General features: G+C 65.8%; 31 protein-coding genes. 14 read left to right on the plus strand and 17 right to left on the minus strand.

Annotated elements, in window-relative coordinates:
- Positions 1–44: 44 nt before the first annotated feature.
- On the plus strand, positions 45–143 hold the full coding sequence (locus tag Q0964_RS18445; RefSeq protein ID WP_414652137.1) for a M48 family metalloprotease: 99 nt from the start codon (positions 45–47) through the stop codon (positions 141–143).
- Here Q0964_RS18445 and Q0964_RS06470 read toward each other — a convergent pair.
- Complete coding sequence (locus tag Q0964_RS06470; protein WP_299264948.1) at positions 121–282, minus strand: hypothetical protein; 162 nt, start codon at positions 280–282, stop codon at positions 121–123. The two genes, Q0964_RS18445 and Q0964_RS06470, sit on opposite strands and share 23 nt — an antisense overlap.
- Here Q0964_RS06470 and Q0964_RS06475 point away from each other — a divergent pair, their 5' ends adjacent.
- Entirely contained in the window at positions 283–537 is a 255-nt protein-coding gene (locus Q0964_RS06475) for a M48 family metallopeptidase (RefSeq protein WP_299264951.1), read from the plus strand.
- Here the strand turns inward: Q0964_RS06475 and hflX are convergent.
- Positions 529–1845 carry a GTPase HflX gene (gene hflX, locus Q0964_RS06480; RefSeq protein ID WP_299264954.1) on the minus strand — a complete coding sequence of 439 codons (1317 nt, stop codon included), beginning with the start codon at positions 1843–1845 and terminating at the stop codon, positions 529–531. The genes Q0964_RS06475 and hflX overlap by 9 nt on opposite strands.
- Before the next feature lie 171 nt (positions 1846–2016).
- Between hflX and Q0964_RS06485 the strand changes: the two genes are divergently transcribed.
- Positions 2017–2352: an FUN14 domain-containing protein gene (locus Q0964_RS06485; protein ID WP_299264957.1), complete on the plus strand. Its 336-nt coding sequence runs from the start codon at positions 2017–2019 to the stop codon at positions 2350–2352.
- Positions 2353–2361: 9 nt separating this feature from the next.
- On the opposite strand, the gene Q0964_RS06490 is transcribed toward Q0964_RS06485, so the two are convergent.
- The 6 genes from Q0964_RS06490 to Q0964_RS06515 all read right to left on the minus strand — a co-directional run bounded on the left by Q0964_RS06490 (position 2362) and on the right by Q0964_RS06515 (position 7207).
- Complete coding sequence (locus Q0964_RS06490) at positions 2362–3435, minus strand: DUF4350 domain-containing protein (protein WP_299264961.1); 1074 nt, start codon at positions 3433–3435, stop codon at positions 2362–2364.
- Positions 3428–4363 carry a S49 family peptidase gene (locus tag Q0964_RS06495; protein ID WP_299264964.1) on the minus strand — a complete coding sequence of 312 codons (936 nt, stop codon included), beginning with the start codon at positions 4361–4363 and terminating at the stop codon, positions 3428–3430. The genes Q0964_RS06490 and Q0964_RS06495 overlap by 8 nt, the downstream gene beginning before the upstream one ends.
- A gap of 126 nt (positions 4364–4489) precedes the next feature.
- Complete coding sequence (locus Q0964_RS06500) at positions 4490–5215, minus strand: ribosome assembly factor SBDS (protein WP_299264967.1); 726 nt, start codon at positions 5213–5215, stop codon at positions 4490–4492.
- Positions 5216–5325: 110 nt separating this feature from the next.
- The gene (gene psmA, locus Q0964_RS06505) at positions 5326–6096 is read right to left on the minus strand and encodes an archaeal proteasome endopeptidase complex subunit alpha (RefSeq protein WP_299264970.1); all 771 of its coding nucleotides are present in this window, start codon (positions 6094–6096) and stop codon (positions 5326–5328) included.
- Positions 6097–6098: 2 nt separating this feature from the next.
- Positions 6099–6575 carry an Rpp14/Pop5 family protein gene (locus Q0964_RS06510; protein ID WP_299264973.1) on the minus strand — a complete coding sequence of 159 codons (477 nt, stop codon included), beginning with the start codon at positions 6573–6575 and terminating at the stop codon, positions 6099–6101.
- Positions 6572–7207 carry a class I SAM-dependent methyltransferase gene (locus Q0964_RS06515; RefSeq protein WP_299264976.1) on the minus strand — a complete coding sequence of 212 codons (636 nt, stop codon included), beginning with the start codon at positions 7205–7207 and terminating at the stop codon, positions 6572–6574. Before Q0964_RS06515 ends, Q0964_RS06510 begins: the two co-directional genes overlap by 4 nt.
- Before the next feature lie 146 nt (positions 7208–7353).
- Here Q0964_RS06515 and Q0964_RS06520 point away from each other — a divergent pair, with 146 nt between their 5' ends.
- The 3 genes from Q0964_RS06520 (at position 7354) to Q0964_RS06530 (ending at position 10571) form a co-directional block, all read left to right on the plus strand.
- A complete protein-coding gene (locus Q0964_RS06520) occupies positions 7354–8358 on the plus strand; it encodes a nicotinate-nucleotide--dimethylbenzimidazole phosphoribosyltransferase (protein WP_299264979.1) in 1005 nt (334 codons plus the stop codon).
- On the plus strand, positions 8355–9668 hold the full coding sequence (locus Q0964_RS06525; RefSeq protein WP_299264980.1) for a cobyrinic acid a,c-diamide synthase: 1314 nt from the start codon (positions 8355–8357) through the stop codon (positions 9666–9668). The genes Q0964_RS06520 and Q0964_RS06525 overlap by 4 nt, the downstream gene beginning before the upstream one ends.
- A 102-nt stretch (positions 9669–9770) precedes the next feature.
- Complete coding sequence (locus Q0964_RS06530) at positions 9771–10571, plus strand: SDR family NAD(P)-dependent oxidoreductase (RefSeq protein ID WP_299264983.1); 801 nt, start codon at positions 9771–9773, stop codon at positions 10569–10571.
- A gap of 15 nt (positions 10572–10586) precedes the next feature.
- Here Q0964_RS06530 and Q0964_RS06535 read toward each other — a convergent pair whose 3' ends face one another.
- Positions 10587–11411 carry an alpha/beta fold hydrolase gene (locus Q0964_RS06535; RefSeq protein WP_299264986.1) on the minus strand — a complete coding sequence of 275 codons (825 nt, stop codon included), beginning with the start codon at positions 11409–11411 and terminating at the stop codon, positions 10587–10589.
- A 154-nt stretch (positions 11412–11565) separates the two neighbouring features.
- On the opposite strand from Q0964_RS06535, the gene dacZ reads away from it, so the two are divergent.
- Together dacZ and Q0964_RS06545 are read left to right on the plus strand one after the other, a co-directional pair.
- On the plus strand, positions 11566–12378 hold the full coding sequence (gene dacZ / locus Q0964_RS06540) for a diadenylate cyclase DacZ (RefSeq protein ID WP_299264987.1): 813 nt from the start codon (positions 11566–11568) through the stop codon (positions 12376–12378).
- Positions 12378–13157, plus strand: coding sequence for a mechanosensitive ion channel domain-containing protein (locus Q0964_RS06545; RefSeq protein WP_299264990.1), 780 nt, complete (start codon positions 12378–12380; stop codon positions 13155–13157). The genes dacZ and Q0964_RS06545 overlap by 1 nt, the downstream gene beginning before the upstream one ends.
- A gap of 81 nt (positions 13158–13238) precedes the next feature.
- Here the strand turns inward: Q0964_RS06545 and Q0964_RS06550 are convergent, their stop codons facing one another.
- Together Q0964_RS06550 and purD are read right to left on the minus strand one after the other, a co-directional pair.
- Positions 13239–13790: an acyltransferase gene (locus Q0964_RS06550; RefSeq protein ID WP_299264992.1), complete on the minus strand. Its 552-nt coding sequence runs from the start codon at positions 13788–13790 to the stop codon at positions 13239–13241.
- A 150-nt stretch (positions 13791–13940) separates the two neighbouring features.
- Positions 13941–15227, minus strand: coding sequence for a phosphoribosylamine--glycine ligase (purD, locus tag Q0964_RS06555; protein ID WP_299264995.1), 1287 nt, complete (start codon positions 15225–15227; stop codon positions 13941–13943).
- A gap of 105 nt (positions 15228–15332) precedes the next feature.
- On the opposite strand from purD, the gene Q0964_RS06560 reads away from it, so the two are divergent.
- Positions 15333–17474 carry a thioredoxin domain-containing protein gene (locus Q0964_RS06560; RefSeq protein ID WP_299264998.1) on the plus strand — a complete coding sequence of 714 codons (2142 nt, stop codon included), beginning with the start codon at positions 15333–15335 and terminating at the stop codon, positions 17472–17474.
- 45 nt (positions 17475–17519) lie between these two features.
- On the opposite strand, the gene Q0964_RS06565 is transcribed toward Q0964_RS06560, so the two are convergent.
- The gene (locus tag Q0964_RS06565; RefSeq protein ID WP_299265008.1) at positions 17520–17924 is read right to left on the minus strand and encodes a TlpA family protein disulfide reductase; all 405 of its coding nucleotides are present in this window, start codon (positions 17922–17924) and stop codon (positions 17520–17522) included.
- 259 nt (positions 17925–18183) lie between these two features.
- Between Q0964_RS06565 and Q0964_RS06570 the strand changes: the two genes are divergently transcribed.
- Positions 18184–19185, plus strand: a complete 1002-nt coding sequence (locus tag Q0964_RS06570) for a PLP-dependent cysteine synthase family protein (protein ID WP_299265011.1) — start codon at positions 18184–18186, stop codon at positions 19183–19185.
- A gap of 174 nt (positions 19186–19359) precedes the next feature.
- On the opposite strand, the gene Q0964_RS06575 is transcribed toward Q0964_RS06570, so the two are convergent.
- The 3 genes from Q0964_RS06575 to cyaB all read right to left on the minus strand — a co-directional run bounded on the left by Q0964_RS06575 (position 19360) and on the right by cyaB (position 21877).
- Positions 19360–19938: a DUF5804 family protein gene (locus tag Q0964_RS06575; protein WP_299265012.1), complete on the minus strand. Its 579-nt coding sequence runs from the start codon at positions 19936–19938 to the stop codon at positions 19360–19362.
- A gap of 122 nt (positions 19939–20060) precedes the next feature.
- Complete coding sequence (locus Q0964_RS06580; RefSeq protein ID WP_299265015.1) at positions 20061–21263, minus strand: methionine adenosyltransferase; 1203 nt, start codon at positions 21261–21263, stop codon at positions 20061–20063.
- A gap of 65 nt (positions 21264–21328) precedes the next feature.
- Entirely contained in the window at positions 21329–21877 is a 549-nt protein-coding gene (gene cyaB, locus Q0964_RS06585) for a class IV adenylate cyclase (RefSeq protein WP_299265018.1), read from the minus strand.
- 146 nt (positions 21878–22023) lie between these two features.
- Between cyaB and Q0964_RS06590 the strand changes: the two genes are divergently transcribed.
- Both Q0964_RS06590 and Q0964_RS06595 read left to right on the plus strand, forming a co-directional pair.
- Positions 22024–23019 (plus strand): FKBP-type peptidyl-prolyl cis-trans isomerase, encoded by a 996-nt coding sequence (locus Q0964_RS06590; RefSeq protein ID WP_299265021.1) that lies wholly within the window; start codon positions 22024–22026, stop codon positions 23017–23019.
- A gap of 212 nt (positions 23020–23231) precedes the next feature.
- Positions 23232–24014, plus strand: a complete 783-nt coding sequence (locus Q0964_RS06595) for a bacteriorhodopsin (protein WP_414652138.1) — start codon at positions 23232–23234, stop codon at positions 24012–24014.
- Positions 24015–24017: 3 nt separating this feature from the next.
- Here the strand turns inward: Q0964_RS06595 and Q0964_RS06600 are convergent, their stop codons facing one another.
- The gene (locus tag Q0964_RS06600) at positions 24018–24647 is read right to left on the minus strand and encodes an RAD55 family ATPase (protein WP_299265023.1); all 630 of its coding nucleotides are present in this window, start codon (positions 24645–24647) and stop codon (positions 24018–24020) included.
- A gap of 29 nt (positions 24648–24676) precedes the next feature.
- Positions 24677–25330 carry a MinD/ParA family ATP-binding protein gene (locus Q0964_RS06605; RefSeq protein ID WP_299265026.1) on the minus strand — a complete coding sequence of 218 codons (654 nt, stop codon included), beginning with the start codon at positions 25328–25330 and terminating at the stop codon, positions 24677–24679.
- A gap of 102 nt (positions 25331–25432) precedes the next feature.
- Between Q0964_RS06605 and pyrB the strand changes: the two genes are divergently transcribed.
- Both pyrB and pyrI read left to right on the plus strand, forming a co-directional pair.
- Positions 25433–26347, plus strand: a complete 915-nt coding sequence (gene pyrB / locus Q0964_RS06610; protein WP_299265029.1) for an aspartate carbamoyltransferase — start codon at positions 25433–25435, stop codon at positions 26345–26347.
- Positions 26344–26808 (plus strand): aspartate carbamoyltransferase regulatory subunit, encoded by a 465-nt coding sequence (pyrI, locus tag Q0964_RS06615; RefSeq protein ID WP_299265032.1) that lies wholly within the window; start codon positions 26344–26346, stop codon positions 26806–26808. Before pyrB ends, pyrI begins: the two co-directional genes overlap by 4 nt.
- Positions 26809–26847: the final 39 nt, after the last annotated feature.

Consider the following 26847-nt stretch of genomic DNA (forward strand, 5'->3'; position numbering starts at 1 on the left):
TGCCCAACGCCTTCGCAGTCGGCCGGAAAGGCGGCGGCGTGGTCGTGGTCTCGGACACCCTGCTCAGGCTGCTCGACACCGACGAACTGGAAGGTGTGCTGACACATGAACTCGCTCAGATCAAAACCGCGACTCCATCGTGATGTTGCTCGGCCAGTCCATCGCGACGCTGGTGTCGATGAGCGTGTTCTTCGTCGTCGCGTTCGCCGACGACAGTATCGTCGGGACGCTGGTCGGCTGGGTGCTGAGCATCGTTGTCAACGCCACCGTGATGCTGTTCATTTGGCTATCTCTCGCTACCGCGAGTATATCGCAGACAGCGACGCCGCGGCGTACACCGACGACCCCGAAGCACTGGCCCGTGCGCTGGTCAAAATCGACGAGGTCGGTCACTACGAGGACGCACCGGACGTGGACGACAGCGTCGGCGCACTCTGCATTTTCGGCGGGAAGCGAGGCGCACTCCCGGTTCTGTTCGCGGCGCACCCACCGGTGGAAAACCGCGTCCAGAAGCTCGCGCCCTCGCTGCTAAACTGATTCGGCAGCCACGAGGTCGCCCGCCTTTGCGCGTGACTGCTCGACGACTTTCGGGCGGGCCTCGAACTCGATGATAACCTGCTCGCCATAGTCGACGGTGTCGACGTGGGCGTGGTCGTGAATCCAGGAGACCACACTCATTGTCTCGTTGGTCATCGGCATGACGAGCCGTTCGCGCTCGAACGGTGGAAGTTCTCGGTCGATACGGTCTCGGAGCACGTCGACGTTGACGTCATCTCTGGCACTGATGGCCACCGGATTCGGGGCCAGCGCGGACAGCGACTCGCGTTTCCGTTCGAGTTCGTCGTCGTCCACCCGATCGATCTTGTTCAGTACCGTGACGATGGGTGCCTGATTGCGCTCGGAGAGGGTGTCGTGGCTGGTGACGAGTTTCTCGCGAATCTCGTCGATCGGTTCGCTCACGTCCACCACCAGCAAGACGAGATCCGCACGGTAGACGGCATCGAGCGTGGACTTGAACGACTCGACCAGCCAGTGAGGCAGGTCCGTAATGAACCCCACAGTGTCGGTCACCAGCACGTCACGGCGCTCCATCTCGGCTTTCCGGGTCGTCGTTCCGAGCGTCGTGAACAGACGGTCCTCGCTCTCGGCGGTCGTGTCGAGGTCCGGGTGGAGCTGCTCGTTCTCGTCGATGTCGAGGTCCGCGGCCAGTCGACGCAGGAGTGTCGATTTCCCGGCGTTGGTGTAGCCTGCCATCGCGACGAGGTCGAACCCGGACTCGCGGCGCTGTTCGCGCCGATGTTGCTCGGTCTGCTCGATGTCCTCGAGTTCGTCCCGGATGCGGGAGATGCGGGCCTTGATGTCCCGTTCACGGCTCTCGTCGTACTCGCCAAGCCCCATGAATCCAGGGCGTTCCTCGCGTTTGGCGAGGCTGGCCTTGGCTTCTGCGCGAGGCAACTCGTACCGCAGTTCCGCGAGTTCGACCTGGAGCTGTGCTTTCCGGGTCTGTGCCCGCTGACCGAAGATTTCGAGGATGAGTCGGAATCGGTCGATCACCCGCGTATCCCCCGGGAGAACGTTGCCCAGATTGTACGTCTGGTACGGACCCAGTTGGTTGTCGAAGATGACGACCGGCGCGTCCTCGCGAGCGGCCGTCGCTGCGATACTCTCGGCTTTCCCTTCGCCGACGTGCATCGCGGGGTCTTCCGTCCGGGTCTGGGTTACCTCGCCGACCATTCCGTACCCGGCCGCACGTGCCAGTTCTCGAATCTCATCGGTGTCGGGCGTTCCGGAGTCCACCCGCTTGGCGATGACTGCTCGCTCTGTCTCGGTGTCGTTGGCCGTCACTCGTGCCAATCTACGGCATGATGGTATTTAAACGCAGGGCCGCCACCCGGCCACGGGTCCTGTCGTCGCCGGCGGCGACTCTCCGGGCCGACAGTCGTGTCTATCGGCGGGCAACGGCACAGAGACGGACACAAGAGCCTTATATTAGCGTACTCAGATAGCCGACGTGACATGATAGACGCAATGTTGCTTCAGGTCGCCGGGCTGGACCCCCAGCAGATCGGCCTCGAAGTCGGGGGTGGCGCGGCCATCGGCGGTATCATCGGCTTCGCCGCCAAGAAAGTCGCCAAGATCATCGCTATCATCGTCGGACTGGAACTGGCGCTGTTCAAGTTTCTCGAGACGAAGGGCGTTCTCCGGGTCGACTGGAGTGCGATCACCGGCGCGGCGAGCAGTGGCGCGGACGAGGCAGCCCAGGCCCCCGGGTTGATCGTGAGCCTGCTCTCGGCGCTCCCGGTGACGGCGGGCTTCAGCGGTGGCTTCCTCGTCGGCTTCAAAAAAGGATAGCGCGAGCGCTCAGGGCGCGGCCGGCGTCGTCGGCGGAGTCGTGTCGTTCGTCGGCGGCTGTCCGGCGGCCGGCGGACGCGGCTGGCGCGCTCCGGGTGGAGCGCCCGGGCGCCGCGCGTCGGGTTCCGGCTTCGGCTCTTTCTGACCGGTCACGAGGAACTCAGCGAGGTTGCTGATAAAGACCTCGTTGTCGGCGTAGTTGTGATTCTCGGGCGTGAGGAACGACGTGTCGCCGACGAGTGCGACGTTACCGTTGACCGCAGCGACCGAGTACTCCTCCTGTTCGCGGGTAGCCGACAGCGCGGTCCGGTCGGTCGCCGACAGCGCGACGGTGGCGTCACCGCCGACGTTGACGTTCGTTGCCCGGTCGAACAACACCCTGTCCACGTCCTCGGTGAGTGGGCCGTCGCCCGACGCCGAGGCGTAGACGTTCTGGAAGTTGTTCCCGTTCTCGAACATGTTGAACAGGTAACCGGTCGACAGACTCATGTCGAATCGGGAGGAGAGCGGCGTCATCTGGCTCGTGACGTCCGGTCCCGGTGCGGGGCCGAAGATACTGATGACACTAGAGGTCGACGACGTCGGCTCGCCCAGCAGTGCGACACGACCGCCGCGGTCGGCGAAGTCGACGAGGCCACGCTGTGCCGCGTCCGAGAAGCGCCGTTCCGGTGAAATTACGACGAACGCGTCCGCGCTGCGGAGGGACTCGTTGAGCGGGCTACTGGAACCTGGGCCGGCGGGCCGCGCTCCACCACCCGGCCCGCTTCCGCCGTGGAACCGCACCTCGTACCCCTGTGCAATCAGGGCGTCGACCATCGGTTCGATGTCTTCACGGTCGAAGTCGTTGTCGTGTGCCTGGTCGATCAGGACGACTCGCTCCTCACCGCTGGCGTCGATGCTGATCGAGCCGTTCTGTTCTAGGTCCTCGGGGATAATATTCCCAGGCTGGAACGACGCCGGATTCTGTGGTCTGGGGTTCGCGTCCCCACCCGAGGACGCGAGCAGGGGCATGGCCGCTGCGACGACCAGCACGAGCGCTAGAACAACGACGAACACGCCGGCGAGTCTGGAGACGTTAGCCATCGTCGCTCACCCCCTCACGCTCGGGCGTACCGTACAGCGCGAGATAGTGCGGCGTCTCGACGCCGTTGTAGTCGAACGGCGACGACTCGACAACGACCCGCTGTGTTCTGGAATCGTTGGACGCCCGTGTGTCCTGACTTCCCAGGACGATTCCGAGGCCGGGCTGTTCCGGGGGGTCCATCCGGGTGACGGCGTAGTTTTCGAGGTCGGCGTTCTCGGCGGCTCGCTGGAGTGCCGCGTCGGTGCCGCCGATTTCGTCGGCGACACCGTTACGCTGGGCGACCGCACCGGCGTAGACCTTCGCGTAGGACAGTTCCTCCCGGCTCAGGTCGAGCCGGTCGCCACGGTTGTTCATTACGGTGGTGACGAACTGCTGTCTGAGCAACTCGACGCGGTCACGGAACTCCTCTTGGGTCCCGCCGGGGCCCTTGTCCGGGCCGGTGACGATCTGGTTCCCGCCGGGACCGCCGGCCGGTTGCGAGCCGATCACTCCGACGCTCCCGACGATAGAGCCGGGCGTCACGTAGATTCGGCTGGCGGGCATCATCGCCCAGTATGCGCCCGAGGCCCCAACGCCATTCACACTTGCGACGACGGGAATGCCGGCCGCTTTTGTTCTGTTCACCGCGAGGTAAAGTGCCTCGCTCGCGGGGACTGTTCCACCGGGGCTGTCGACGTCGAGAACGACAGCCTCAATCGACTCGTTCCGACGGACCTCGCGCAGGTTCGCGCTGATTTGGTCCGCCGTCGAACTGGTAATCGGCCCCTCGATAGGGACCACTGCAACCGAGTCAGGCGTATCCTGGCTGGCCCCCTGCGTGAGGCTCATTACCTGAGGCGCCAGAAATACACCGATCAGGACGGCGGCGACCGCGACCGCCACGTACAGCCACGCGGCAGTCCCGTTCGCCCCATTTTCTGCTGACATGATGCAGAATCACCCTGGGAACACTCGTACAGAAGTTTTTCTAAACAGACAACGAGTTCCCGAGCGTTTTCGGAGACGGAGGCAATTCTCTTTTAGCGGTATGTCAGGACGTCTGTCATTTCAGCCTCACCGCGTCTGGATGTCGTCCTCGTCGGAGATGATCTGCGTCTCGGCTTCCCCGCTCGTGTACTCGTTCACCACGTTGTAGAACTCGTTTTGCATGCCAGCGGGGAACGTGATGACACCGACCCAGGAGCCGTCGGACTGCCACTCCTCGCGTTCGAGGTCGGCAAACTGGCGAATCTGGGCCTGGGCCGAACCGGCGTAGTCCGGCGGCACCTGCACCGCGACGGTCATCTCGTCGAACCGGATCGGGATCACCGGCCGCAGGAGGTCGAGTGCCTCGTCCACCTGGTTCTCGACGGGCTCCATCGGGTCGACTTTGAAACCCGCCTCTTCCAGGGCATTCTCGATGCGTTCGGGCGGGTGCGGGGCGTCGTCCATCTGCGGGTTGACCGCATTGCGTGTGATATGTTGGACGAGCTGTTTTTCCTTCTGTTTTTGCATCTCCCGGCGCTGTTCGGCCGTGATCTGTATCTCTCCCTGTTCGACCACTTCGGGGATAACCTCGAGCGGCGCCGTGGTGTCGAACACCTCTTCGAGAGCGTTCTCCGGTGGCCGGTCGCCACGGGATGCGTCCTCGAACACATCCTCGGCGGCGATGACGTCCGCCAGTTCCCCATCGAACTCGCCCCGTTTGAGGGCGAGGGCCGCATCCGGATCGATCAACACCTCGAATCGCTCCCCGTGAGACTCCAGTCGGGCCGTTACCGCCTCGTCGAGCGAAATCATACCTGGAGGTAGTGTGGCCCGATTAAAAGGTGTTTCCCGGCGTCCGACCGGCGTTTGCAGGGGGATACCGCGAGAAACAGCGGGCGGGCTGCCGGGGGACCCCGTCGACCTCACTCGTCGGCGGCGTCGTCGCCCACCGCGTCCTCGTCGGCCAGCAGGTCGAGGTCGGCGAGGGAGCCCTCGACGTCGGCGTCGGTTAGTCGGCCGAACTCGCGGTCCTCGACGCCGACGGTAGCCAACCCGACAGCTTCTGGCCGGAGTGCGTCGCCGTTGACCGAGCCGAGCGCTTCGAGCGCCAGGTCGACAGCCTGGTCCAGGTCGATTTCCTCGTCGTAGTGCTCCTCCAGATAGTCGCGGGCCTCACTGCGGTCCGCACCGACAGCCAGGGCCTTCCACTCGTAAGGGGTGCCCGAAGGGTCGGTCTCGAACAGGCGTGGCTCGCCGTCGGCGTCGACACCACCGACGATGAGAGCGACGCCGAAGGGTCGTGCGCCCCCGATCTGCGTGTACTGCTGGATGTGGTCTGTGACCTCCTTGGTCAGTGTCTCGACACCGATGGGCTCACCGTAGCGGAGCTGATTGACCTGTGCGTTGCGGCGCGCGAAGTCGATAAGCTGGCGCGCGTCGGCGACGTGGCCGGCGCTGGCGACTCCGATGTGACTGTCTGCCTTGTGCAACTTCTCGACGCTCGACCGTTCCATCAGCGGCGACCGAGTGCGTTTTTCGACCGCGAGGACGACGCCGTCGGCGGCACGGATGCCGATGGATGCGGTCCCACGTTTGACGGCCTCGCGTGCGTACTCGACCTGATAGAGGCGGCCGTCCGGGGAGAAGATGGTGGTCCCACGGTCGTATGCCTGCTGTTGTGATTGTCCCTGCATGGTTACAAATCAAGTGTGGTCGCGCCCACGAACACCGATTCGAGGCGGACGTCGACGCAGCCGTCCCGCACCACCGCCGTCCGCTCGGCGCCCTCGAAGCCGACCGTTCTCTCTGTTTCTACTTTCGGAGCGCGTCCTATATACTTTTCTTCACAGGCACGGACGGTTCCGCTCACGCCCGCCACTCGCAGGCCCACCGGCTGGCCGTCGACCGCCTCGACCGCGGCGACCGCGGCCCGTGCCCGGTCGACCTCGTCACGCCGCGTCCGCACTGCCGCCCAGCCGTCACCGACCGCATAGGAGAAGCGAACCACCGTCAGGTCCACGTCCGCACTCGCCGCGTCGCCGAGCAGATTCTGTGCGGCGTACCACAGGTGCCGCTGGAAGTCGCCGCGGTCGAACACCGCGTCGGGCCAGCCTTCGATTGTTACCGCCAGGTAGCGCCACCTCGGTCGCAGGTGTTTCGGGAGGTGTTTCATCGCCGCTGAGACACGAGCGTCCGCTCGGCTGGGACCCGTTCCGCCACCAGCACACCGACTTGGTCGTGGACCCGCTCGACTCTCGTCAGCGCGAATCCGGCGTCGGTCAGCGCGTCGGCCAGCGTTCCAACCGTCGCCGGGTCGTCGACCGCCGGGCTGTAGAACGGCTCGTCGGGGTCCGGTTCGCCGAAGAACATCACGTCACCGAGAACGAACCGATGGGGGTCGAGATTCGCGACCGTACCGATCGCCTCGCGTTTCTCCGTGTCGCTGAGGTGGTGCATCGCGAAGTTCGTCGTCACCACGTCGACGGACTCGTCGACGGCGGGTTCCCGGAACCGTCCCGTTCCGAACGATGTGTTCTCGACCCCGCGCTCCGTCGCTTTCTCGCGGGCCCGTTCGAGCATCCCGTCGCTGATATCGCGACCGATCACGCGTCCAGCGTCCGGCGCGATCTGGAGTGCGATAGCGCCCGTCCCGGTCCCCAAGTCCAGCACGGCATCGTCGGTCGCTGGCGCGGCGTGTTCGACGACGAGCCCCGCACAGGCGCGGTACTCTGGCGTCCCACCGTCGTCGTACGCGTCCGCCTTCTCATCGAAGCGGGCAGCGTGTTCCTCGAGGCTCTTTTTCATAGTTTCGACAGGGTAGGCCCGGCAAAAAGTCCTCTGACGACGGGCGAGTACACACTCCGTCCGCCGCCGCTGCGACCGAACAAGTTAAACCTGAGTTGGAGTAACTACAATATAATGGAATTTCGGGTGAGTTACCCGTGCGACTGATGCTCGTTGCGGGTACGACGCGGACGGCCGAAATCGACGGAATCAGCGCGGCCGGAACTGACCCCGGCCTGCTGGTCCACACGCCGAGTGCGGACGCCGAAATCGTCACGTATGGCGAGCCGATTCGCGCGCCGGTCGTGCCGGTGAGTCCAGGTGGCTGTCCGACGCCGGCGGTGGTCACTCGGGCGGTGAGAGAACTGATCAGCCTCGACGTGACAGTGGTCGACGGCGGGCTCGCGGAACCGACGGGTGCACCAACCGTGACCGTCGGTGCGCGGCCGGGGGACGACATCCGCGATCGAGACCCGGTGTCGACCGCACCGGGTGTCCTCGCGGCGGCCCGGGAGTTCGGCCGCGCGGTTCCCGACGACGAGGTGTACCTCGCCGAGACCGTCCCCGGCGGGACGACGACAGCGTTGGGTGTCGTGCGCGCCCTCGGTGAGGGCCTGGCGGTATCGTCGTCGCTCCCGGAGAACCCGCTGGAACTGAAACACGATGTCGTTCGCGCCGGTCTCGAAGCCAGTTCGCTGGCGCCCGGCGACGCGGCAGGCGAGCCAGCCGTCGCGCTCCGGCGGATGGGCGACCCCGTGCTGGCGACGATTACCGGTCTGATCGTGGGGCTGGTCGAGGGCGGCACTGCGGTGACGCTGGCCGGTGGCACGCAACTGCTCGCCGCTGCCGCGCTGGCCCGACACGCCGGCGTCGATACCACTGTACGGCTGGCGACGACGGTGTTCGTCGCCACCGACGAACGTGTCGACCTCCGGACCGCGGCCGGGGAGCTGAACGTCGAACTGACCGTCACCGACCCGGGCTTCGAGGGCCGCGACCACCCGGCGATGGACGCCTACGTCGCCGGCGAAGCAAAGGAAGGCGTCGGTATGGGTGGTGCGCTCGCACTGGCCGACGCCGCCGGCGTCCCGATGGACGAGGTTCGTGACCGAACCGTCACCGTCTACAACCGGCTGCTCGACGGCCAGGAACCGATGGGGGCGGACTCATGAGGGGACTCGTCCTCGGCGGCACCAGTTCCGGCGTCGGCAAGACCGTCGCCACCCTCGCGGTCCTTCGGGCCGTCGAGGACGCTGGCCACGCCGTCCAGCCCGCCAAGGCTGGTCCGGACTTCATCGACCCGAGCCACCACACGGTCGTCGCGGACCGCCCCTCGCGAACGCTGGACGCGTGGCTCGAAGGGGAAGACGGCCTCCGACGCAACTACCACCGCGGTGCCGGTGACCTCTGTCTCGTCGAGGGGGTGATGGGACTGTACGACGGCGACGGCTCCAGCACGGCGATGGTCGCCGAGGCGCTCGACCTCCCCGTCGTCCTCGTCGTGGACGCGAAAGCCGGCATGGAGAGCGTCGCCGCCACTGCACTCGGGTTCCGGGAGTACGCAACCCGCATCGGCCGCGACATCGACGTGGCCGGTGTCGTTGCTCAGCGCGCCCACGGCGGCCGCCACGCCGACGGCATCCGCGAGGCCCTACCCGCGGAACTCACCTACTTCGGCCGGATTCCCCCGACGCCCGAACTGGAGATTCCGGACCGCCATCTGGGCCTGGAGATGGGTGCGGAATCGCCTGTCGAGGACGACGCGCTCGCGGCGGCAGCCGAACACCTCCGCGTCGACGCGCTCCTGGACGCGGCACGGGAACCGCCAGAACCGGACACCGGGGATGGGAGCAACCCCAGTGCCGAAGGCTCGGCGGACGGCAGGGTCGCCGTCGCGGACGACGCTGCCTTCTGCTTCCGGTACCCGGCCACGCTGGAACGCCTCCGGGCCCGGGCCGACCTAGTGACGTTCGCACCCACTGACGGCGACGACCTGCCCGACTGCGACGGCGTCTATCTTCCCGGCGGCTACCCCGAGCTCTACGTCGACGAACTCGCGGCGGGCCCGGCGCTCTCGACCGTCGGCGACCGGGCAAGCGACGGTCTGCCGATTCTCGGCGAGTGCGGCGGGTTGATGACGCTCGCGGAGTCACTGACGACCGCCGAGGGCGAGACCCGCGAGATGGCCGGTGTCCTCCCCGCCGAAATCGAAATGCGCGACCGATACCAGGCGCTCGACCACGTCGAGATGCGGGCCACCGACGGGACACTCACCGCCGACGCTGGCGAGTGCCTTCGAGGGCACGAGTTCCACTACAGCGAAGCGTCGGTGGGCCGGGACGCCCGTTTCGCCTTCGAGATGGAACGCGGCGACGGGATGGACGGCGACTACGACGGCCTCACGGAGTATCGGACGCTGGGCACGTACGCGCACGTCCACCCGGAGAGCGGCGCATTCGACCGGTTTCTGGAGCAGCTCTGACCGGTTTCGGTCTGTCTAATCCACACGCTTAACAGATACCGATTCGCGTGGTTCACTCGTGCGCTATCGTACTCACAGCGGGCGGTCTCTGGGGAAGCGACGATGACGGTTCTCGATCAGTTCCGCCTGGACGGCGAGGTCGCACTCGTCACCGGGGCGGCAAGCGGCATCGGGGAGGCCTACGCCGAGGCGATGGCCGAGGCCGGTGCCGACGTGGCGCTCGCGGACATCGACACGTCGGGCCTCGCCGAGACGGCCGAGCAACTCCGAGCCGAGACGGAGGCGGCAGTTCTCTCCATCGAGACCGACGTGACCGCGGCGGACGACGTCGAGCGGATGGTCGAGCGAACCGTCGACGAACTCGGCGGACTGGACGTCTGTTTCGCGAACGCCGGTATCTCGGGGCTCGGTAACAAGATTACGAACGTCTCGCTGGAGGACTGGCGGGAGGTCAACGAGGTGAATCTCGACGGTGTGTTTCTGACGACCAGAGAGGCGGGCGCGGTCATGGAAAAACAGGGCCACGGTCGGCTCGTCGTCACCGCATCGATGCTGAGCTTCGTCGCGGAGCCTGCTATCGGAATCGGTCCGTACGTTGCCTCGAAAGGCGGGGTCAAACAGCTGACGAAACAACTCGCCGTCGAACTCGCCCCGACGGTGCGGGTCAACGCGGTCTGCCCGGGGTACGTTCGGACCAGCATCGGCCACGGACTCCTGACCGAGACCGCCGCCGAATCGCCGGCCGTCGAAGACCTCCACGACGAAATCGCGGGCCGGACACCGCTGGGGCGGTTCGCCGAACCGAAGGAGCTCAAGGGTATCGCTCTCTATCTCGCCTCCGAGGCGTCCTCGTACTGTACCGGTTCGACGTTCGTGATCGACGGGGGCTGGACCGCGATCTGAGCGGCGAAAAGCGGGTCAGTACACGTCTTCGAGGAACTCCCGAATCGCGGCGTTTGCCGCCTCGGGGTTCTCCGTATTCGAGGAGTGACCCGCCTCTGGAATCAGTTCCATCCGGGCGTCGGGGAGCTGGTCGGCCATCGGCTTGGCACGTTCGGGTTCGATCGAGATGTCCTCCTCGCCGTGGGTAATCAGGACTGGCACGTCGATCTCGTCCAGTCGGTCCGCGACACCGGGGCGGTGGAGCCAGGACTGAACCTCGTTGTAGACGGCGTCGCCGGGGTACGTGAGCCAGCGGTCCGTCCAGTGGTCGACGAGGTCGGCGTTCTCCTCGATGGTCGTCTCGCCGAACAGCATCTCCGAGACGATCTCCGTCATCGGCTCTGGGACGTCGCCGGCGGCTCTCGTCGACTCGATCCAGTCTGTGTAGAGGTCCTGTTCACTCTCGTCGTGGGGGGTCGCCATGCTGTCGATCAAGACGAGGCCATCGAGCATCTCGGGATACCGGAGGGCGAACCGAAGCGCCGTGAATCCGCCCATGGACATCCCGGCGAGGACACAGGAATCTACGTCTTTCGCGTCCATGAGGACCCGGCAGTCGTCGGCCAGGTCGGCCAGGTCGTAGGAGTCGTCGTACCGGTCGGTGCGGGCGCGGAGGTTGTACGCGATGGTTCGGTAGTCGTCGGAGAGGGCCGCTAGCTGGGGTTCGAACATCGTCCAGTCCATCAGCGTCCCGTGGGCGAACACGACGGGCGGTCCCGAACCGCGTTCCTCGGAGACGGTCTCGGTGCGATGGCGGTAGAGCTGTGTCGCCGGGTCTGGGTCCGCGGGCAGGTCTGACATGCCACGCACCACGGAGGCCGGGTGTAAAAACACTGTCTCCCAGCAGTGGGGGTCCGGACCGGGCGGAGCCGTGCCGGCCGCGGGTCTGACGGACGCAGGACGGGCGCGAGACGGGGCCACAACATTTAATCACACAAGACGGGTCGATACAGCAATGAGTGACTTGCGTGGGCTAGTTGAGGACCTCGTGTCCGAAGTGGACGCCGTTTTTCTCTTTTCCCCGAGTGTTTCGTTCTACGAGTTCTTCGAGGACGAAGACGACACGCCGGTCGTAGTCGTCGCACCCGAGGACTCGGTCGGCGCCGACGAGTTCGTCAAACTGCCGCTCGAATTCAACGACGTGGCCAGTCGCGTCCGATACGGGGTCGAAGGCGCGATGGAGCAGGGTCTCGTCGGCGACGAGGACGAGATCGCCTGTGCCGTCAGGACGTTCGACGGGGACATCGATACCCTGATGCGGGTCGAAGCCAGCGACTTCTCTGCCTCCGGCGTATACGAGTTGTTCGTCAACTCTCGGGCCGAGCCCTCCGTCATCCGGGACGTGCTCGAAGTGGCGGTCGAACTCGGAAAAAAGGGCCAGAAGGGCAAGCCCGTCGGCGCACTGTTCGTCGTCGGGGACGCGGGGAAAGTGATGAACAAGTCCCGTCCGCTCTCCTACAACCCTTTCGAGAAGTCCCACGTTCACGTCGGTGACCCCATCGTGAACGTGATGCTCAAGGAGTTCTCCCGGCTAGACGGTGCGTTCGTCATCTCCGACTCGGGGAAGATCGTCTCCGCCTATCGCTACCTCGAACCCTCGGCAGAGGGCGTCGACATCCCCAAAGGTCTGGGGGCGCGTCACATGGCTGCTGGCGCGGTCACGCGAGACACGAACGCCGTGGCCATCGTCCTGAGCGAGAGTGACGGCCTCGTCCGGGCGTTCAAAGGCGGTGAACTGATACTCGACCTCGACCCGGAGGAGTACTGATGTCACTGCACGAGTCGGTTCTGCGGTACCTGACGAGTTCGCCCTTTCTCGCCGCGAGCACGATTTTCGTCCTCGGACTGAGCGCCGGCTACCTGCTGGGTCGGTTCGTCAGGCGGGTGTTGCGGGCCATCGGTCTCCCGGACGCGGTCGAGGGGACGGCCTTCGAGCGAAGCGCGCGCGGCCTCGGCACGTCGACGGTCGGCCTGCTCTCACAGCTCGTGTCTTTCTCCGTGTATCTCGGGACGACTATCGCGGCGCTCGATGTGGCCGGGCTGCTGCCGATGGCGGCCGTTCTTCCGTTCTTCGCCGCCGTCCTCCCCCAGGTGGTCATCGCCGTGCTGGCGGTCATCGCTGGACTGGTCGTGGGTGACAAGGCGGCGCTGCTGGTCAGCGAACTCCTACGCGGCGTCAAACTCCCCGAAGCCGGGCTGATCCCGTCGCTCGTCAAGTACAGTATCTTCTACATCGCCGGGCTGATCGCCTTGAACCAGCTCAACGTCTCCACACAGGCCCTGCTCATCATGCTGGCCGCGTACGTCTTCGGCGCGATATTTCTCGGCGGACTGGCTTTCCGCGACCTGCTGTCGGCCGGTGCGGTCGGGGTTTACCTCCTGCTGCACGAGCCTTACAGCATCGGGGACGAGATCCGTGTCGGTGACCGCACGGGCGTTGTTCAGGAGGTAGACCTGTTCGTCACACACGTCGAGAACGACGGCACCGAGTACATCATCCCGAACCAGCAGATTCTGCGGAAGGGAATCGTCCGGATCCGAGAGTAAAACGACGACGGCGCTGTCTCCCCGCCCTACTCACTCACCCCGCTCGTTACCTAATAACGGGGGCTCAGCGCCTGTAGTCAGCTAAACTTCCTCCGCCGGGACACCCGCGACCGTGGCATCCGGGGGCACGTCCTCGGTGACCAGCGAATTCGCCGCGACCTGTGCGCCCGCGCCGACCTCAACGCCCGGCAACACGATGGCCCCCGCGCCGATCATCGCCCGCTCGCCGACGACGACCTCGCCAGTCCGGTACTCCTCCTGCAGGAACTCGTGGCAGAGCAGGGTGACGTCGTAGCCGATGATGGCGTGGTCTTCGACGGTGACGAGTTCGGGCCAGAACACGTCCGGCGTCGACTCCAGCCCCCAAGACACCCCCTCGCCGACGGTGACACCGATGCGGCGCAGTAGCCAGCTCTTCAGCCGGAGGCTCGGCGCGATTCGAGCGAGGACGATCACCACGTAGTTGAGACAGACGCGGACGAAACTGCGCGCCTCCAGCCAGTGCTGGAGGGAGTTTCTCGGCCCCCGTGTGACGTGAACGGTAGTGGCCTCGTGGCGTTCGGGACGGCTCCCCTGGTCGCCGCTCCCGTCGCTTGTTTCCGCCCCCGAACCGTCCGCTTGGTCGTCAGTCACGACCGCCGGTTGGAGAGCGACCGACATCAAAGGTGCCCATCGGCTACCCGACGCCGGTGTCCACGGCCGGGTTGACGGGACGTCTGCTCACCGCCCGAAGCCTACCGGGGCTGAAAACCACCCCGTCCCGGTCGCCGGGTGGGTGGTCGCTTAGTCGCGTAACTCCGCCATGTGGTCGATGCGACGCTGGACGAGGTCGGGCTTGCCGATGTCGTGGCGGACGCGCAGGCCTTCGGAGCCGGTGCGCTGGAGTGCGTCCTCGGCGACGTCTTCGGCCTCGGTGATCGAATCGGCCACACCGACGACGGCGAAAGAACGGGAGGTCGTCGTGTAGATGCCGTCGTCGCGCTCGTCGACCGAGGCATAGAAGAGGAGCGCGTCGCCCGCGGACTCGGTGTCGATCTGGACCCTCGCGCCGGCCTCGGGGTCGGTCGGGTAGCCGTCCGGAACGGCGTACTTACAGACGGTGGCCTGGCGCTGGAAGGCCAGTTTCGGCAGTTTCTCCCCGTCGCGAGCAGCCGTCAACACGTCGAGGAAGTCTGTGTTCAGCACGGGCAGGGTGTTCATCGCCTCGGGGTCGCCAAAGCGAGCGTTGAACTCGACCACTTTGATGCCCTCGGTGGTGAGCATGAACTGGCCGTACAGTACCCCTTTGTAGCCGTCCAGCGCGTCCACGACGGCACGCAGTACGTCCACAGCGCCGTGGTACTCGTCTTCGGTCATGAACGGGAGTTCCAGCGACGCGTCGCTGTAACTGCCCATGCCACCCGTGTTGGGCCCCTCGTCGTCCTCGTACGCACGTTTGTGGTCCTGCACGGCGGGCGTGACACGCAGCTCGCCGTTGGCGACGAACGCCTGAATGGTGAACTCCTCGCCGATCAGTCGCTCTTCGAGGACGATCCGGTCGTAATCCGAATCGCGGATGTACGCCTTGGCTTCCTCGGCGGTCACCTGGTCGCCGATGACCCGGACACCCTTGCCGCCGGTGAGGCCGGCAGGCTTCACCGCGAGGTCGCCGTCGTAGTCGTCGATGTACTCGCAGGCGGCTTCGGCGTCCCGGAACTCCTCGAAGTCGGGACAGCCCGGCACCTCCTCTTTCTCCATGAAGCGGCGCTGGAATCCCTTGTCCGTCTCGATGCGAGCCTCCGCCTCCTGCGGGCCGAACGTGTAGATGCCCGCGTCGTCCAGCGCGTCGGCGACACCGGCTTCCAGCGCCGCTTCCGGGCCGATGACCGCGAGGTCGGCACCCACGTCCTCGGCGTAGGAGACGACCGCGGGCGGGGTCGTCGTGTCCAGCGTCTCGAAACCTTCCGAGAGCTCGGCGATGCCGGGATTCCGGTTGCCGGCACAGGCGTACAGGTCGGCGTCGTCGGCCAGCGCGCGAGCGATGGCGTGCTCGCGACCACCGCCGCCCACCAGCAGCACGGTCTCTGTCATAGGGGAACCCGCGAACTACGCTCACGTAAGCGTTGCCATAGAGCCCACCGGAGGCCCCGACGGATGCGTCCCCGCTCTCAAGTATCCGGCCCGCGTAACCACTCTATGACCGACGCGGCCCCCATCGACCGCAATCGTCTCGACGCGGAAGAGAGCCCGTATCTCCGCCAGCACGCTGACAATCCGGTCAACTGGCAACCGTGGGACGACGACGCCCTCGACGCCGCCCACGAACGCGACGTACCGATCTTCCTCTCGGTCGGCTACTCGGCCTGTCACTGGTGTCACGTCATGGAGGAGGAGTCCTTCGAGGACCCCGACATCGCACGCACGCTCAACGACGACTTCGTCCCGATCAAGGTCGACCGCGAGGAACGACCTGACCTCGACTCGATCTATCAGTCCATCTGCCAGATGACACAGGGGACCGGCGGCTGGCCGCTCTCCGTGTTCCTCACACCCGACGGCGAGCCGTTCTTCGTCGGGACGTACTTTCCGCCCGAATCCAAACGCGGGATGCCCGGCTTCGGCGAGTTGCTCTCGGACATCTCGGAGAGTTGGGAGGCCGAGCGCGAGGAGATCGAGCAACGCGCCGAGAAGTGGACGGACGCGGTCCGGGGCGAACTCGAGGAGACACCCGAATCCGCCGGCGACGCCCCGATGGAGACCCTCGACGCGGCCGCGCAGGCCGCCGTCCGCGGGGCCGACCGCGACCACGGTGGCTGGGGCCGCGGCCAGAAGTTTCCCCAGGCCGGGCGCATCCACGTTCTCCTGCGCGCCCACCAGCAGACGGGCCGCGAGGAGTACCGCGCGGTCGCCACCGAGGCGCTCGACGCGATGGTCGAGGGCGGCCTCTACGACCACGTCGGCGGTGGTTTCCACCGCTACTGCACGGACCGAGACTGGACCGTCCCGCACTTCGAGAAGATGCTGTACGACAACGCCGAGATTCCGCGCGCGCTACTGTCGGGCTACCAGGCGACGGGCGACCAGCGCTACCGCGAGTACGCGCTGGAAACCCTGGAGTTCGTCACTCGAGAGCTCCAGCACCCAGACGGAGGCTTTTTCAGCACGCTCGACGCCCAGAGCGAGGCTGAGTCCGGCGAGCAAGCGGAAGGCGCGTTCTACGTCTGGACGCCCGAGGCGGTCCGGGAGGCCGTCGACGGTGTGGACTTCGAGGCCGTGGCTGCCGACACCGCCGCCGACCTGTTCTGTGACCGCTACGGCGTCACCGACCCCGGGAACTTCGAGGGCCAGACGGTACTGACGGTCGTGGCCGGCGTCGACGACCTCGCGGACGCCTACGACCTCGACTCCGACACGGTAGCGGCGGTCCTCGACCGGGCGACGGCGGCCGTCTTCGCGGCCCGCAGGGGTCGGCCGCGGCCGCGGCGCGACGAGAAAGTCCTCGCCGGCTGGAACGGACTGATGCTGTCGACGTACGCCGAGGCCGGCCTCGTCGCGGGTCCCGAGGCCGCCGAGCCGGCCGTCGAGGCGCTCGATTTCATCCAGGAACGCCTGTGGGACGCCGAAGAGGGCCGGCTCGCCCGACGGTACAAAGACGGCGACGTGAGCGTCGACGGCTACCTCGAAGACTACGCCTTCCTCGCGCGGGGTGCGTTCGACCTCTATCAGGTCACGGGCGACGTGGATCACCTCGCGTTCGCGCTTGATCTCGCGCGAGCCATCGAGGCGAACTTCTGGGACGCCGACGCGGGGACGCTGTACTTCACGCCGGCCGACGGCGAGGGACTGGTCGCGCGCCCCCAGGAACTCACCGACCAGTCGACGCCTTCTAGCGCGGGGGTCGCCGCCGGTCTGTTGTTCGCACTCGATCACTTCCTGCCCCGCGACGAGTTCGCCGACATCGGGGAGACCGTGCTGGCGACGCACGGACACGAGATTGAATCCGACCCGTTGCGCCACGCGTCGCTCGTGCTGGCCGCCGACGGTTACGAGCGCGGCGGCTACGAGCTCACCGTCGCCGCCGAGTCACTTCCCGGAGACTGGCGGGAGACCGTCGGCGAGACGTATCTCCCGGGTCGTGTCCTCACGCGCCGGCCGCCGGACGCCGACGAGTTGGCAGCGTGGCTCGACCGACTGGAACTCGACGAGGCCCCGCCGATCTGGGCCGACCGAGACGCACGCGACGGGGAGCCGACGGTGTACGCCTGTCGGGCGTTCACCTGTTCGCCCCCACGCCACGACATCGGGGCGGCCCTGGACTGGCTCGAAACCAGCGACTGACCGGCCACAACGTGGTTTCGGGCCGCTCCGGGCCGGTCGGGCCACTCAGGCAGTCGTTTCGATGTCTTCGAGCTCGTCGGCGAGGGCGACGGCAACGGGAACCTCCGCGTCCTCGACGAACCGGGCGAGTTCCTCGCCCGTCTCGGAGTCCACGACGGCGACCGTCGGAATGTACTCGATGCCGTACTCTTCGACGCCAGGGCCGGTCTTCGACCCGTCGTCCTCCTTCTCCGTCGGGTAGTGTTCGATCCGGTCCTCGGAGACCCCTGCCGCTCTCAGGGCCGCACCGAAGGCCGGTAGCTGTGACCGACAGTCCCTGCACCAGTCGCCACCCCAGACTTTGACCACAACGTCCTCGGCGAGGGCACGGAGCGTCTCGACCGTTTCCTCGTACGAGTCCGCGTCCCAGACCGGGTCCGGTTCCATCGTCGCGAGTCGTCCGTCGCTCATACCCCATCAACACGGTCGGCGGTCTTAATGTGTCCGCTCCAGACGGGTCGGCGGTCGCGCCCGTCTGTCAGTCGCTCGTCCGGCAGCTCCCGGCGACGTCGCCTGCCCGCGCTCTGGAACCGGGCGCGCACGGGCGTCTCGGCGCACGGAATCTGTGTCGGACGAGCGCGAGCAAGCACACTGCGAGCGGCGTCGGCGACCGAGGCACGCACTGCCGACGGCAGTGAGCACTTAACCCGGGGTGGCATAGCGGTGGCAAATGCACTCGTCGATTCTGGAAACCGTCGGGTCACCGTTAGTGCAGGTCAAGTCACCACCAGGGGCGACCGTCGCCGCGAAGGTGGAGTCAAAGAACCCGGGTGGGTCGGCCAAGGACCGCCCCGCACTGGCGATGGTCGAGGCCGCCGAGGCCGCCGGCGACATCGAACCCGGCGACCACCTCGTCGAACCCACGAGCGGCAACACCGGCATCGGCCTCGCGCTGGTCGCCGCCGCGAAGGGGTACGACATCACCATCGTCATGCCCGCCTCCAAGTCAGCGGAACGGCGCAACCTGATGGAGGCCTACGGTGCGAACCTCGAACTCGTGGCCGGTGAGATAGAGGACGCGAAGGAGATGGCCGACCGCCTCGAAGCCGAGGAGGGCATGGTCCAACTCCGGCAGTTCGAGAATTCCGCCAACCCCGAGGCCCACTACCGGACGACCGGCCCCGAGATTCTGGAACAGTTGGGCGACCGCACCCCCGACGCCTTCGTCGCCGGCGTCGGCACCGGCGGGACGCTCTCGGGAACGGCACGCCGCCTGGTCGAAGCGTTCCCCGAGATGACGGTCGTCGCCGTCGAACCCGAAGCCAACGCCGTCCTCTCGACCGGCGAACCGGGCTCCGACGACTTCCAGGGCATGGGCCCAGGCTTCGTCAGCGACAACCTCGATACCGAGTTGATCGACTCGGTCGAGACCGTCAGCGTCGACGCGGCCGAGGCGGAGTGCCGCCGCCTCGCCCGTGAGGAGGGAGTGCTGGTCGGACAGTCGTCTGGCGGGACCAACGTCGTCGCCCGCCGCGTCGCCGAACGGCTCGCAGACACCGACGCCGCGTGCCCACCTTCCCCCGACGAGGGCGGCCCCGGCCCGGGAATCGTCGTGGACGGCGACCGGCCAGCCGACCCCGGAGACGAGGCGTTCGCCGACTGCCCCCTCGTCCTCACCGCCTTCTGGGACTCCGGCGAGCGCTACATGTCGACCGGGATGTTCGAGGAGTGAATTTTTCCGTCGGGGGGACTCGCCTGTGGCGAACCCCCTGGTAAAAGAGTACTAGAAGAACCGACCGTCACGCTCGGCTCTGCGAACCTCGGCGACAGTGACCCACGCTCCCGCCGCTCGCGGGGATGCTTGACGTGCCGCAACCGCCCCGCGACCGCAGTCGTCCCGCGGCCCCTATCGCTGTTTCTCGCCACCGAACTCGTCTTCTGCCACCCTGACGAGGAGCGTCTCGGAGACGTCTCGGAGGTCATATGCCGGAAGCTCCGGACCGGTCCGTGCGGCGTACATCGGTTCGACCAGCGCCGGGGCCGTCTCGATAGTCCCGCCCCCGTCGCTCACCTCGTCGTCCTCGCCATCGTCCTCGGACCTGTGGTCGGTTCCGCCCGTGTTCGTGCGGTCGTCGTCTTCGCGGTCAGATTCGTGCTCGACACCGTAGATTTTGAGGAAGCGCTCGGTCTCGTCGGTCGGCAGGTCGTCGTCGCGGACGGCGGCCGCCAAGTCCCGAGAGAGCCACTCGGCCTCGCTGACGCTCGAATCGCGGAGGAACGCGTCGCGGGTGAACCGGACGAGGTACCAGTTCAGGTCGTTCAGGAGCGCGACGGCCGCCCCCAGGCTCACCGTCTCGACGACGACGGTGTTCTCGAATGGCTCCCGCAGGTCGTAGGTCGCGAGGGCGTGCCGGGCCGTCTCACGCGAGAGCAACTCGTACCGGAGGTTCACGTCCGGGTCGCCGACGAGACAGACCTGCGTCATACTCGCCGGAACAGCGCGGCGAGACAAATCGGTTTCGACTCTCCAGGGACAGCGTCGGCCCGACAGCACGACGAGCGGACGGTGCGGCGGCTTGAGACACCGGTCGACGGGACGACCGACGGTTAGAACGTCGAGAGGGCGCCCTCGATGGCACGTTCGGTGATCGCGGTCACGTCCGCCAGCCGTTCGTCGACGATGGCGGTCACCTCGTCCTCGATGTCGGCGACCGAGACACCGTCTTCGGTGACGACGTGTGCGTCCGCGACGTGTGGCTGGTCGATGGGCCGCCCGATCTGACTGAGCAGGCGGATCTGGAGTTCACGGATGCCGTCGACCTCCTCGACGACGGCTTCGGCCACGTCCGTCGACAGCAGATTGTATATTTTCCCGATGTGATTGACGGCGTTTTTGCCGCTCGTGGCTTCCATACTCATCGGGCGGTTGGGTGTGATGAGGCCGTTCGCACGGTTGCCCCGCCCGACGGAGCCGTCGTCGCCCTGCTCGGCGGAGGTGCCGGTACACGTCAGGTAGATCGCGCCCTCCTCGTAGTCGTCGGCGGTGTTGACGTGGACGGTGACTGACCGGTCCGTGAGGGAACGGGCCAGCTCACCCACGTACTCCCGGACGCCCTCGACGGCCTCGCGGTAGGCGTCGAGGTCCCCGACGTGTTCGTCGATCATCGCGACGGCGACGGTCACGTCGACGTGGTCGCCCTCTCGTTTGCCCATCACTTTCACGTCCGGTCCGACCTCCGGGTTCTCGTCGGCGTACTCGCCGTTGAGCCGGCGCTCGGTCTCGTAGACGATCCGCTCGGTTTCGGTCAGTGGCGCGTGGCCGACGCCGAAGCTCGTGTCGTTCGCCATCGGAACCGCACCGTCGTCGCCGAACACGTCTCTGAGGTCCCCGCTTCCCTCGCCGAGTTTCACGTCGACCACGATGTCTCGACCCACGTCGAGTTGTGGAATCTCCTCGTTGAGGTACGCCCGAGCGGCTTCCAGCGCGATGGTCTCGGCCGGGATCTTCGTCCCCTCGTACTCCTTGGTCGCGCGGCCGACGATCAGCAGGTAGATCGGTTTCTGCACCTCGCCGCCGCCGAAGGCCGGGGCGGCACTGCCCGCGACCAACTGGGTCTCGTCGGTGTTGTAGTGCAGCGGCTTCCCCACCCGTTCGAGGTATGCCTGTGCGAGCGCCTGTGAGACGCGCTCGGCCACGCCGTCACAGATGGAGTCCGGATGTCCGATACCTTTGCGCTCGACGATCTCGACTTCCTGGTCCTCGACTGCGAGCCGATTCGTCGGCTCGACCCGAATGTTCCGCTCGGTCATTATCCGTGCCTTTGCAGGTGGGGATGCTATAACTTCCGGAAATGTCGATACTAACAGAATTACTTTCAGGTATCTTGCTCCGCGAGTATCATACCGAGATACGACGTCCTGATTCCGTCTTCTGGGTCCAGGTCGAGAGAGCGCAGAAGGTCCTTTGCGGCCTCGCGCTCGGTGGGGACGTCGGCTTCGTGTTCGCATCCGGTTTCGACCTCGACGAACTCGCCGACCGTCGCCACCGAGTCGAGGGTGACGGTGAATTCGTCGACTCGAAATCGCGTGCGTTCTTTTTCGACGGTCGCGGCCGGCTCGAACCCCAGCGACTCGAAGATGGCCTGGACGCGCTCGTGGTCCGCCACCTCGGATTCGAGCTCCTCACGGGTCTTCGACTCGGCGTCGACGAGCGGTCCCTTGTATGTCAGTTCGGTCAGAGTACCCTCATCGTCGCGTTCCTCGCGGAGCCGCAACGCCTCGTCGGTCTCCCCGAAGTCTCGGTGGGGCGCGTCGAAGTAGGTATCGACCTGTTCGACGGTCCCGAGTGGGTCGCCGTCCAGGTCTGCCAGTCGGTTCCGGACGGTCGCGTGGTCGGCGCGGAGCTTGATTTCGACCTCGTACATACCGTTCGATTCCCGCGGTCGAACTAAAACGGCCGGGGTCCACCGGTTCTCGCGACCACGGCACGGAGATCGCTCGACGTCCCGGCCTGTTCTGTGGGCCGGGTCGAAACGTTGTGCTTATACGCGTAACCCATGACCATCAGGGTATGAGTGACGAAGCCGAGGCCGACGAGGCCGAACAGGCCGATGACGTAGCCGAGAACGAGGAGACAGCTGAGGCCGAACAGACTGGACTCCAGGCGGGCGACTTCGTTGAACTGGACTACACCGCTCGCACCGTCGAGGAAGACGGCATGGTCGTCGACACGACCGACCCCGAAGTCGCCGAAGCCGAGGGACTCGACGAGGAAGACCGCGAGTTCGAGCCCCGGAAGCTCGTACTCGGCGAAGGGTTCCTCTTCGAGGCCGTCGAGGACGACATCATCGGGGGTGAGATGGGCGACAGCGGCACCGTCGAGATTCCCGCCGCCGAGGCGTTCGGCGAGTTCGACGAGGACGACGTCCGCACCGTGAGCGTCAACAAGATTCCCGAAGACGACCAGTACCCCGGCGCGCAGGTCCAGGTCGACGGTGAGCAGGGTCGAGTCGAGACTCTCGTCGGCGGCCGTGCCCGCGTCGATTTCAATCACCCGCTAGCCGGCGAAGACATCGAGTACGACTACGAGGTCGTCGGCGAGGTCGACGACCAGCTCGAACAGGCTCGGAGCCTCTTCGATATGTACCTCGGAATGGACCTGGAGATGTGGGTCCAGACCGACGAGGTCGAGGAGGAGGAACTCGTCCAACCCGACGAGGACGACGTCGACGAGGACGAGGAACCCGAACCCGAGACCGAAGTTGTCGAGGTCGAAAAGGAGACGCTCTACATCGAGGCCAACCCACAGCTCAGCATGAACCAGCAGTGGATGATGCAGAAACAGCAGATCTGTCAGCAGGTTACCGACCTGCTCGGCCTCGACCGCGTAATCGTCCAGGAGATTCTCGACGGCTCCGGGATGGGCATGGGGATGGGCGGCATGATGGGCGGCATGGGTGGCGGCCCGGGCGACGAGGATATCGAGGAGGCTCTCGAAGACGCCGACGTGGACGCGGACGAAATTATGGAAGAAATCGAAGGCGCGGCCGAAGAGGCCAACGAGTAATCTCGTCACCTCGGTCGCCCTGGTTTTTATACTCGACGCAGTCGGCTCGCCCGCTGTGTCCCCGGTCAATAATCACTCACAGGTTGGGCTGCTGTTTTATCAGATAGTGGTGTGTAATACAAACGGTTCCGCAACAATCGACTGCGGAGCCGAGTTCACACATGCTCGATACAGCCACTGCCGCGGCAACGAGATTGGCACAGCCGGATGCACTGCTACAGACGAATGCAATCGATATGCTGCGTGAGGACACACTGTTGAGCGCGTCGCTGTGGGTAAACGTCGCACTGGCCGGACTCGCGATACTGGTTTTCGTTTATATGGGCCGAAACGTAGAGACGCCACGTGCTCGGTTGATATGGGTATCGACACTTCTGGTACCGCTCGTCTCCATCGCCAGTTACTCCGCACTGCTCTCCGGACTGACCATCGGCACACTGGAGATGCCCGCCGGGCACGCGCTGGCCGGCGAATCGGTGCTTTCCCCGTGGGGTCGCTACCTGACGTGGACACTCTCGACACCGATGATTCTGCTGGCGCTCGGTCTGCTCGCTGGCACGGACACGGCGAAGCTGTTCACCGCAATCACCATGGACATAGGGATGTGTGTGACGGGGCTGGCCGCCGCGCTCACCACCCAGTCGTACCTGCTCCGGTGGGCGTTCTACGGAATCAGTTCGGCCTTCTTCCTCGTCGTTCTCTACATCCTGTTGGCCGAGTGGCCCGCCGACGCGGTCGAGGCCGGGACTGCAGACATATTCGGGACGCTGAAAGTGTTGACCGTTGTCCTGTGGCTTGGGTATCCGATTCTCTGGGCGCTGGGCACGGAAGGTCTCGCGTTACTCGACGTGGCGGTCACGTCTTGGGGCTACTCGGGACTCGACATCCTCGCGAAGTACGTGTTCGCGTTTCTGCTGTTGCGCTGGGTCGCGGGCAACGAGCAGACGGTTTCGACGGCTCCGCCCGCGGCGACGGCGGCGGCCACCGACGACTGACACTCAGGCGATATCTCGGGAGGTGTCGATGGAGACCTCCTCCACGAGGTCTAATTTTATAACGTCCGACGGCGCACGGCCACCACGGAATTTCGGAATCGCCAGCCGGTTCTCAACGTCGTCGCCGTTGGTACCGGTTTCAAGCTGGAAAATCACGTCGGCGAAATGCTCCGTCGAGTCCCGCAATCGTGGGATCTGGTGGCCGGTCAGACAGTGCAAGACGGCCAGTGACCCCGTATTGAAGATGTGGTTCTGCAGGTCGTTCATGAAGTTGCGAAACCGGGAGGGCGGTTCCTGAGTCTCCAGAACGTTCACCGGGTCGACGATGAGATTCGAGGTCTCCGGGAGCGCGGAGACCAGTTTGCCGGCGTTGTCGAGCGGCGCTTCCCCGGGAATGTGCCGAACGGTCGGATCGCCCGTCTCGGTCGGCGAGTTGCGGATGCTGTCGGAGACGGCCTCTTCGGAGCGGTCGAGCGAGAGGTACAGCGTGCCCCGCGTCGCGGTCAGTTCGTAGAGAAATAGCTCCGCCTGACTGGCCGGGTCGGCACAGAGTGCGACGATACTACCGGCCGGGATTCCGCCGTTGAGCTTCCGGTCGAGAACGTCGATCCCGGTCCGGAGCCGATTCTCCATGTCAGTTTGACTCAAGCGTACCCAACAGATTAAATATTCCGTTGTTGAACCTTTCTTGCGAGGGCCTGATAGGCCGTAGGAAGCGGTTCCGTCGGGCGATCTCCACTCGAAACGTAGGAGACGCGTGCCGCGACCGGACAGTTCATTACGGCCCGCGCAGTCTCGGCCGGAACGGTCGTCGCGTCGTCGGTCGGACAAGTCTCGACCAGCACCGTGCCCAACGCTGGCGCGTCGAGTTCGCGCGCCATCGCGGCGGTCTTGACAGCATCCCGTAGCGACCGCCGCCGGGGTGTCGACACGACGACCGTCCGGTCGGCAGCACGTAACGGGCCGACAGCGTCGGCCATCGCGCCGGCGGGACAGTCGAGAAGCACCAGCCCGTCCCACCCGCGCAAGCGGGACACGGCAGTGTCGACGTCGTCCGTGTCGGCGCTCGTCGCCGAGAGGACCGCCAGTTCGGGGTACTCTGTGGGGGTGTGGGCGACGCTCGTGAGTCGGTGTCCGTCGGCGACGGCAGCGAGGCCGGGTCGGCCAGGGACACCGGCGACGCGGTGGAGGTCCGGCATCTCCACGTCGGCGTCGACCAACAGTGGGGAGCGGCCGTCTGCGGCGAGCGCGCGTCCGAGTCGGTACGTCGTGGTCGTCTTCCCGCACCCCCCTTTCCCGCCGGCTATCGCGAGCATGGCGGTCGGTGGTCGCGGTTTCGGTCAAGAAGTTTCGGCGCTCGTCCCGGGTCGTCCCAGCTAACGGGGGATTCAAGAGGCCGCGGGTCGCGGATTTTCTCAATGCCCCAGGACCACATCATCAGCGCGAAACACCTCTCGCGTGCCGGCATCGAGTCGGTGCTGGATCGCGCGGCCGAGATCGCCGCCGATCCGGACGCGGTGGCCGACCGGCACGCCGGGAAGTTGCTCGGGATGCTCTTTTTCGAGCCGAGTACCCGCACGAAGATGAGCTTCTCCGCGGCGATGAAACGACTGGGTGGTGACATCGTCGACATGGGCCCGGTCGACCAGTCGAGCGTTAAGAAAGGCGAGAGTCTCGCCGACACCGTCCGTGTCGTTGAGGGCTACGCCGACGCCCTCGTGATGCGTCACCCGCTAGAGGGGTCGGCGAAGATGGCCAGCGAGTTCGTCGACGTGCCCCTCATCAACGCAGGTGACGGGGCCGGCCAGCACCCGACACAGACCCTGCTCGACCTCTACACGATCCGGGAGGCGGCGGGCTTCTCGAACCTGACGGTAGGAATCATGGGCGATCTAAAGTACGGACGGACGGTCCACTCGCTCGCACACGCACTGACGACCGTCGGCGCCCAGCAACAGTTCGTCAGCCCAGAGAGCCTGAAACTTCCCCGCGGCGTCCGGTACGACCTCCACGAGGCGGGGGCCTCGATGCGGGAACACACCGACCTCGAAGAGGTGCTCGGCGGTCTGGACGTGTTGTACGTCACCCGGATTCAGGCCGAACGCTTCCCGGACGAGGACGAGTATCGCAAGGTGGCCGGAGAGTACCAGATCGACGCCGAGACGCTGTCGGCAGCCAAAGACGACCTGGTCGTGATGCACCCGCTGCCTCGCGTCGACGAGATCGCGCCCGACGTGGACGAGACCGAACACGCGCGATACTTCCAGCAGGCACACAACGGCGTGCCTGTCAGGATGGCACTGCTAGACATCATCCTGGAGGGGAATCTATGAGCAACGAACAGGAACTCCGCGTCAGCAAGATCACACAGGGAACGGTCATCGATCACGTCACGGGCGGGCAGGCGCTGAACGTCCTGGCGATTCTTGGCATCGACGGCTCCGGCGGCGAGGAGGTCTCCATCGGAATGAACGTCCCGTCCGAACGCCTCGGCCGAAAGGACGTGGTGAAGGTCGAAGGGCGGGAGTTGAGTCAGGACGAGGTGGACGTGCTCTCGCTCATCGCACCGGCCGCGACGATCAACATCGTCCGGGACTACGACGTGGTGGAGAAACACCGTGTCGAGCGACCCGGCGAAGTAATGAGCGTGCTGCGGTGTCCCAACCGCAACTGCATCACGAGCAAAGACGAACCGGTCGACTCCCGTTTTGCCGTCCTCGAAGAGGGCGTGCGGTGTGCCTACTGCGACACGATCATTCGAGAGTCCATCGCCGACCACATCCACGTCGGCTGACTCACTCGGCGCGCAGGCTCAACACGGCGACGCTTCCCC

This window comes from Halorientalis sp. (assembly GCF_028275115.1).
Classification (GTDB): Archaea; Halobacteriota; Halobacteria; order Halobacteriales; family Haloarculaceae; genus Halorientalis.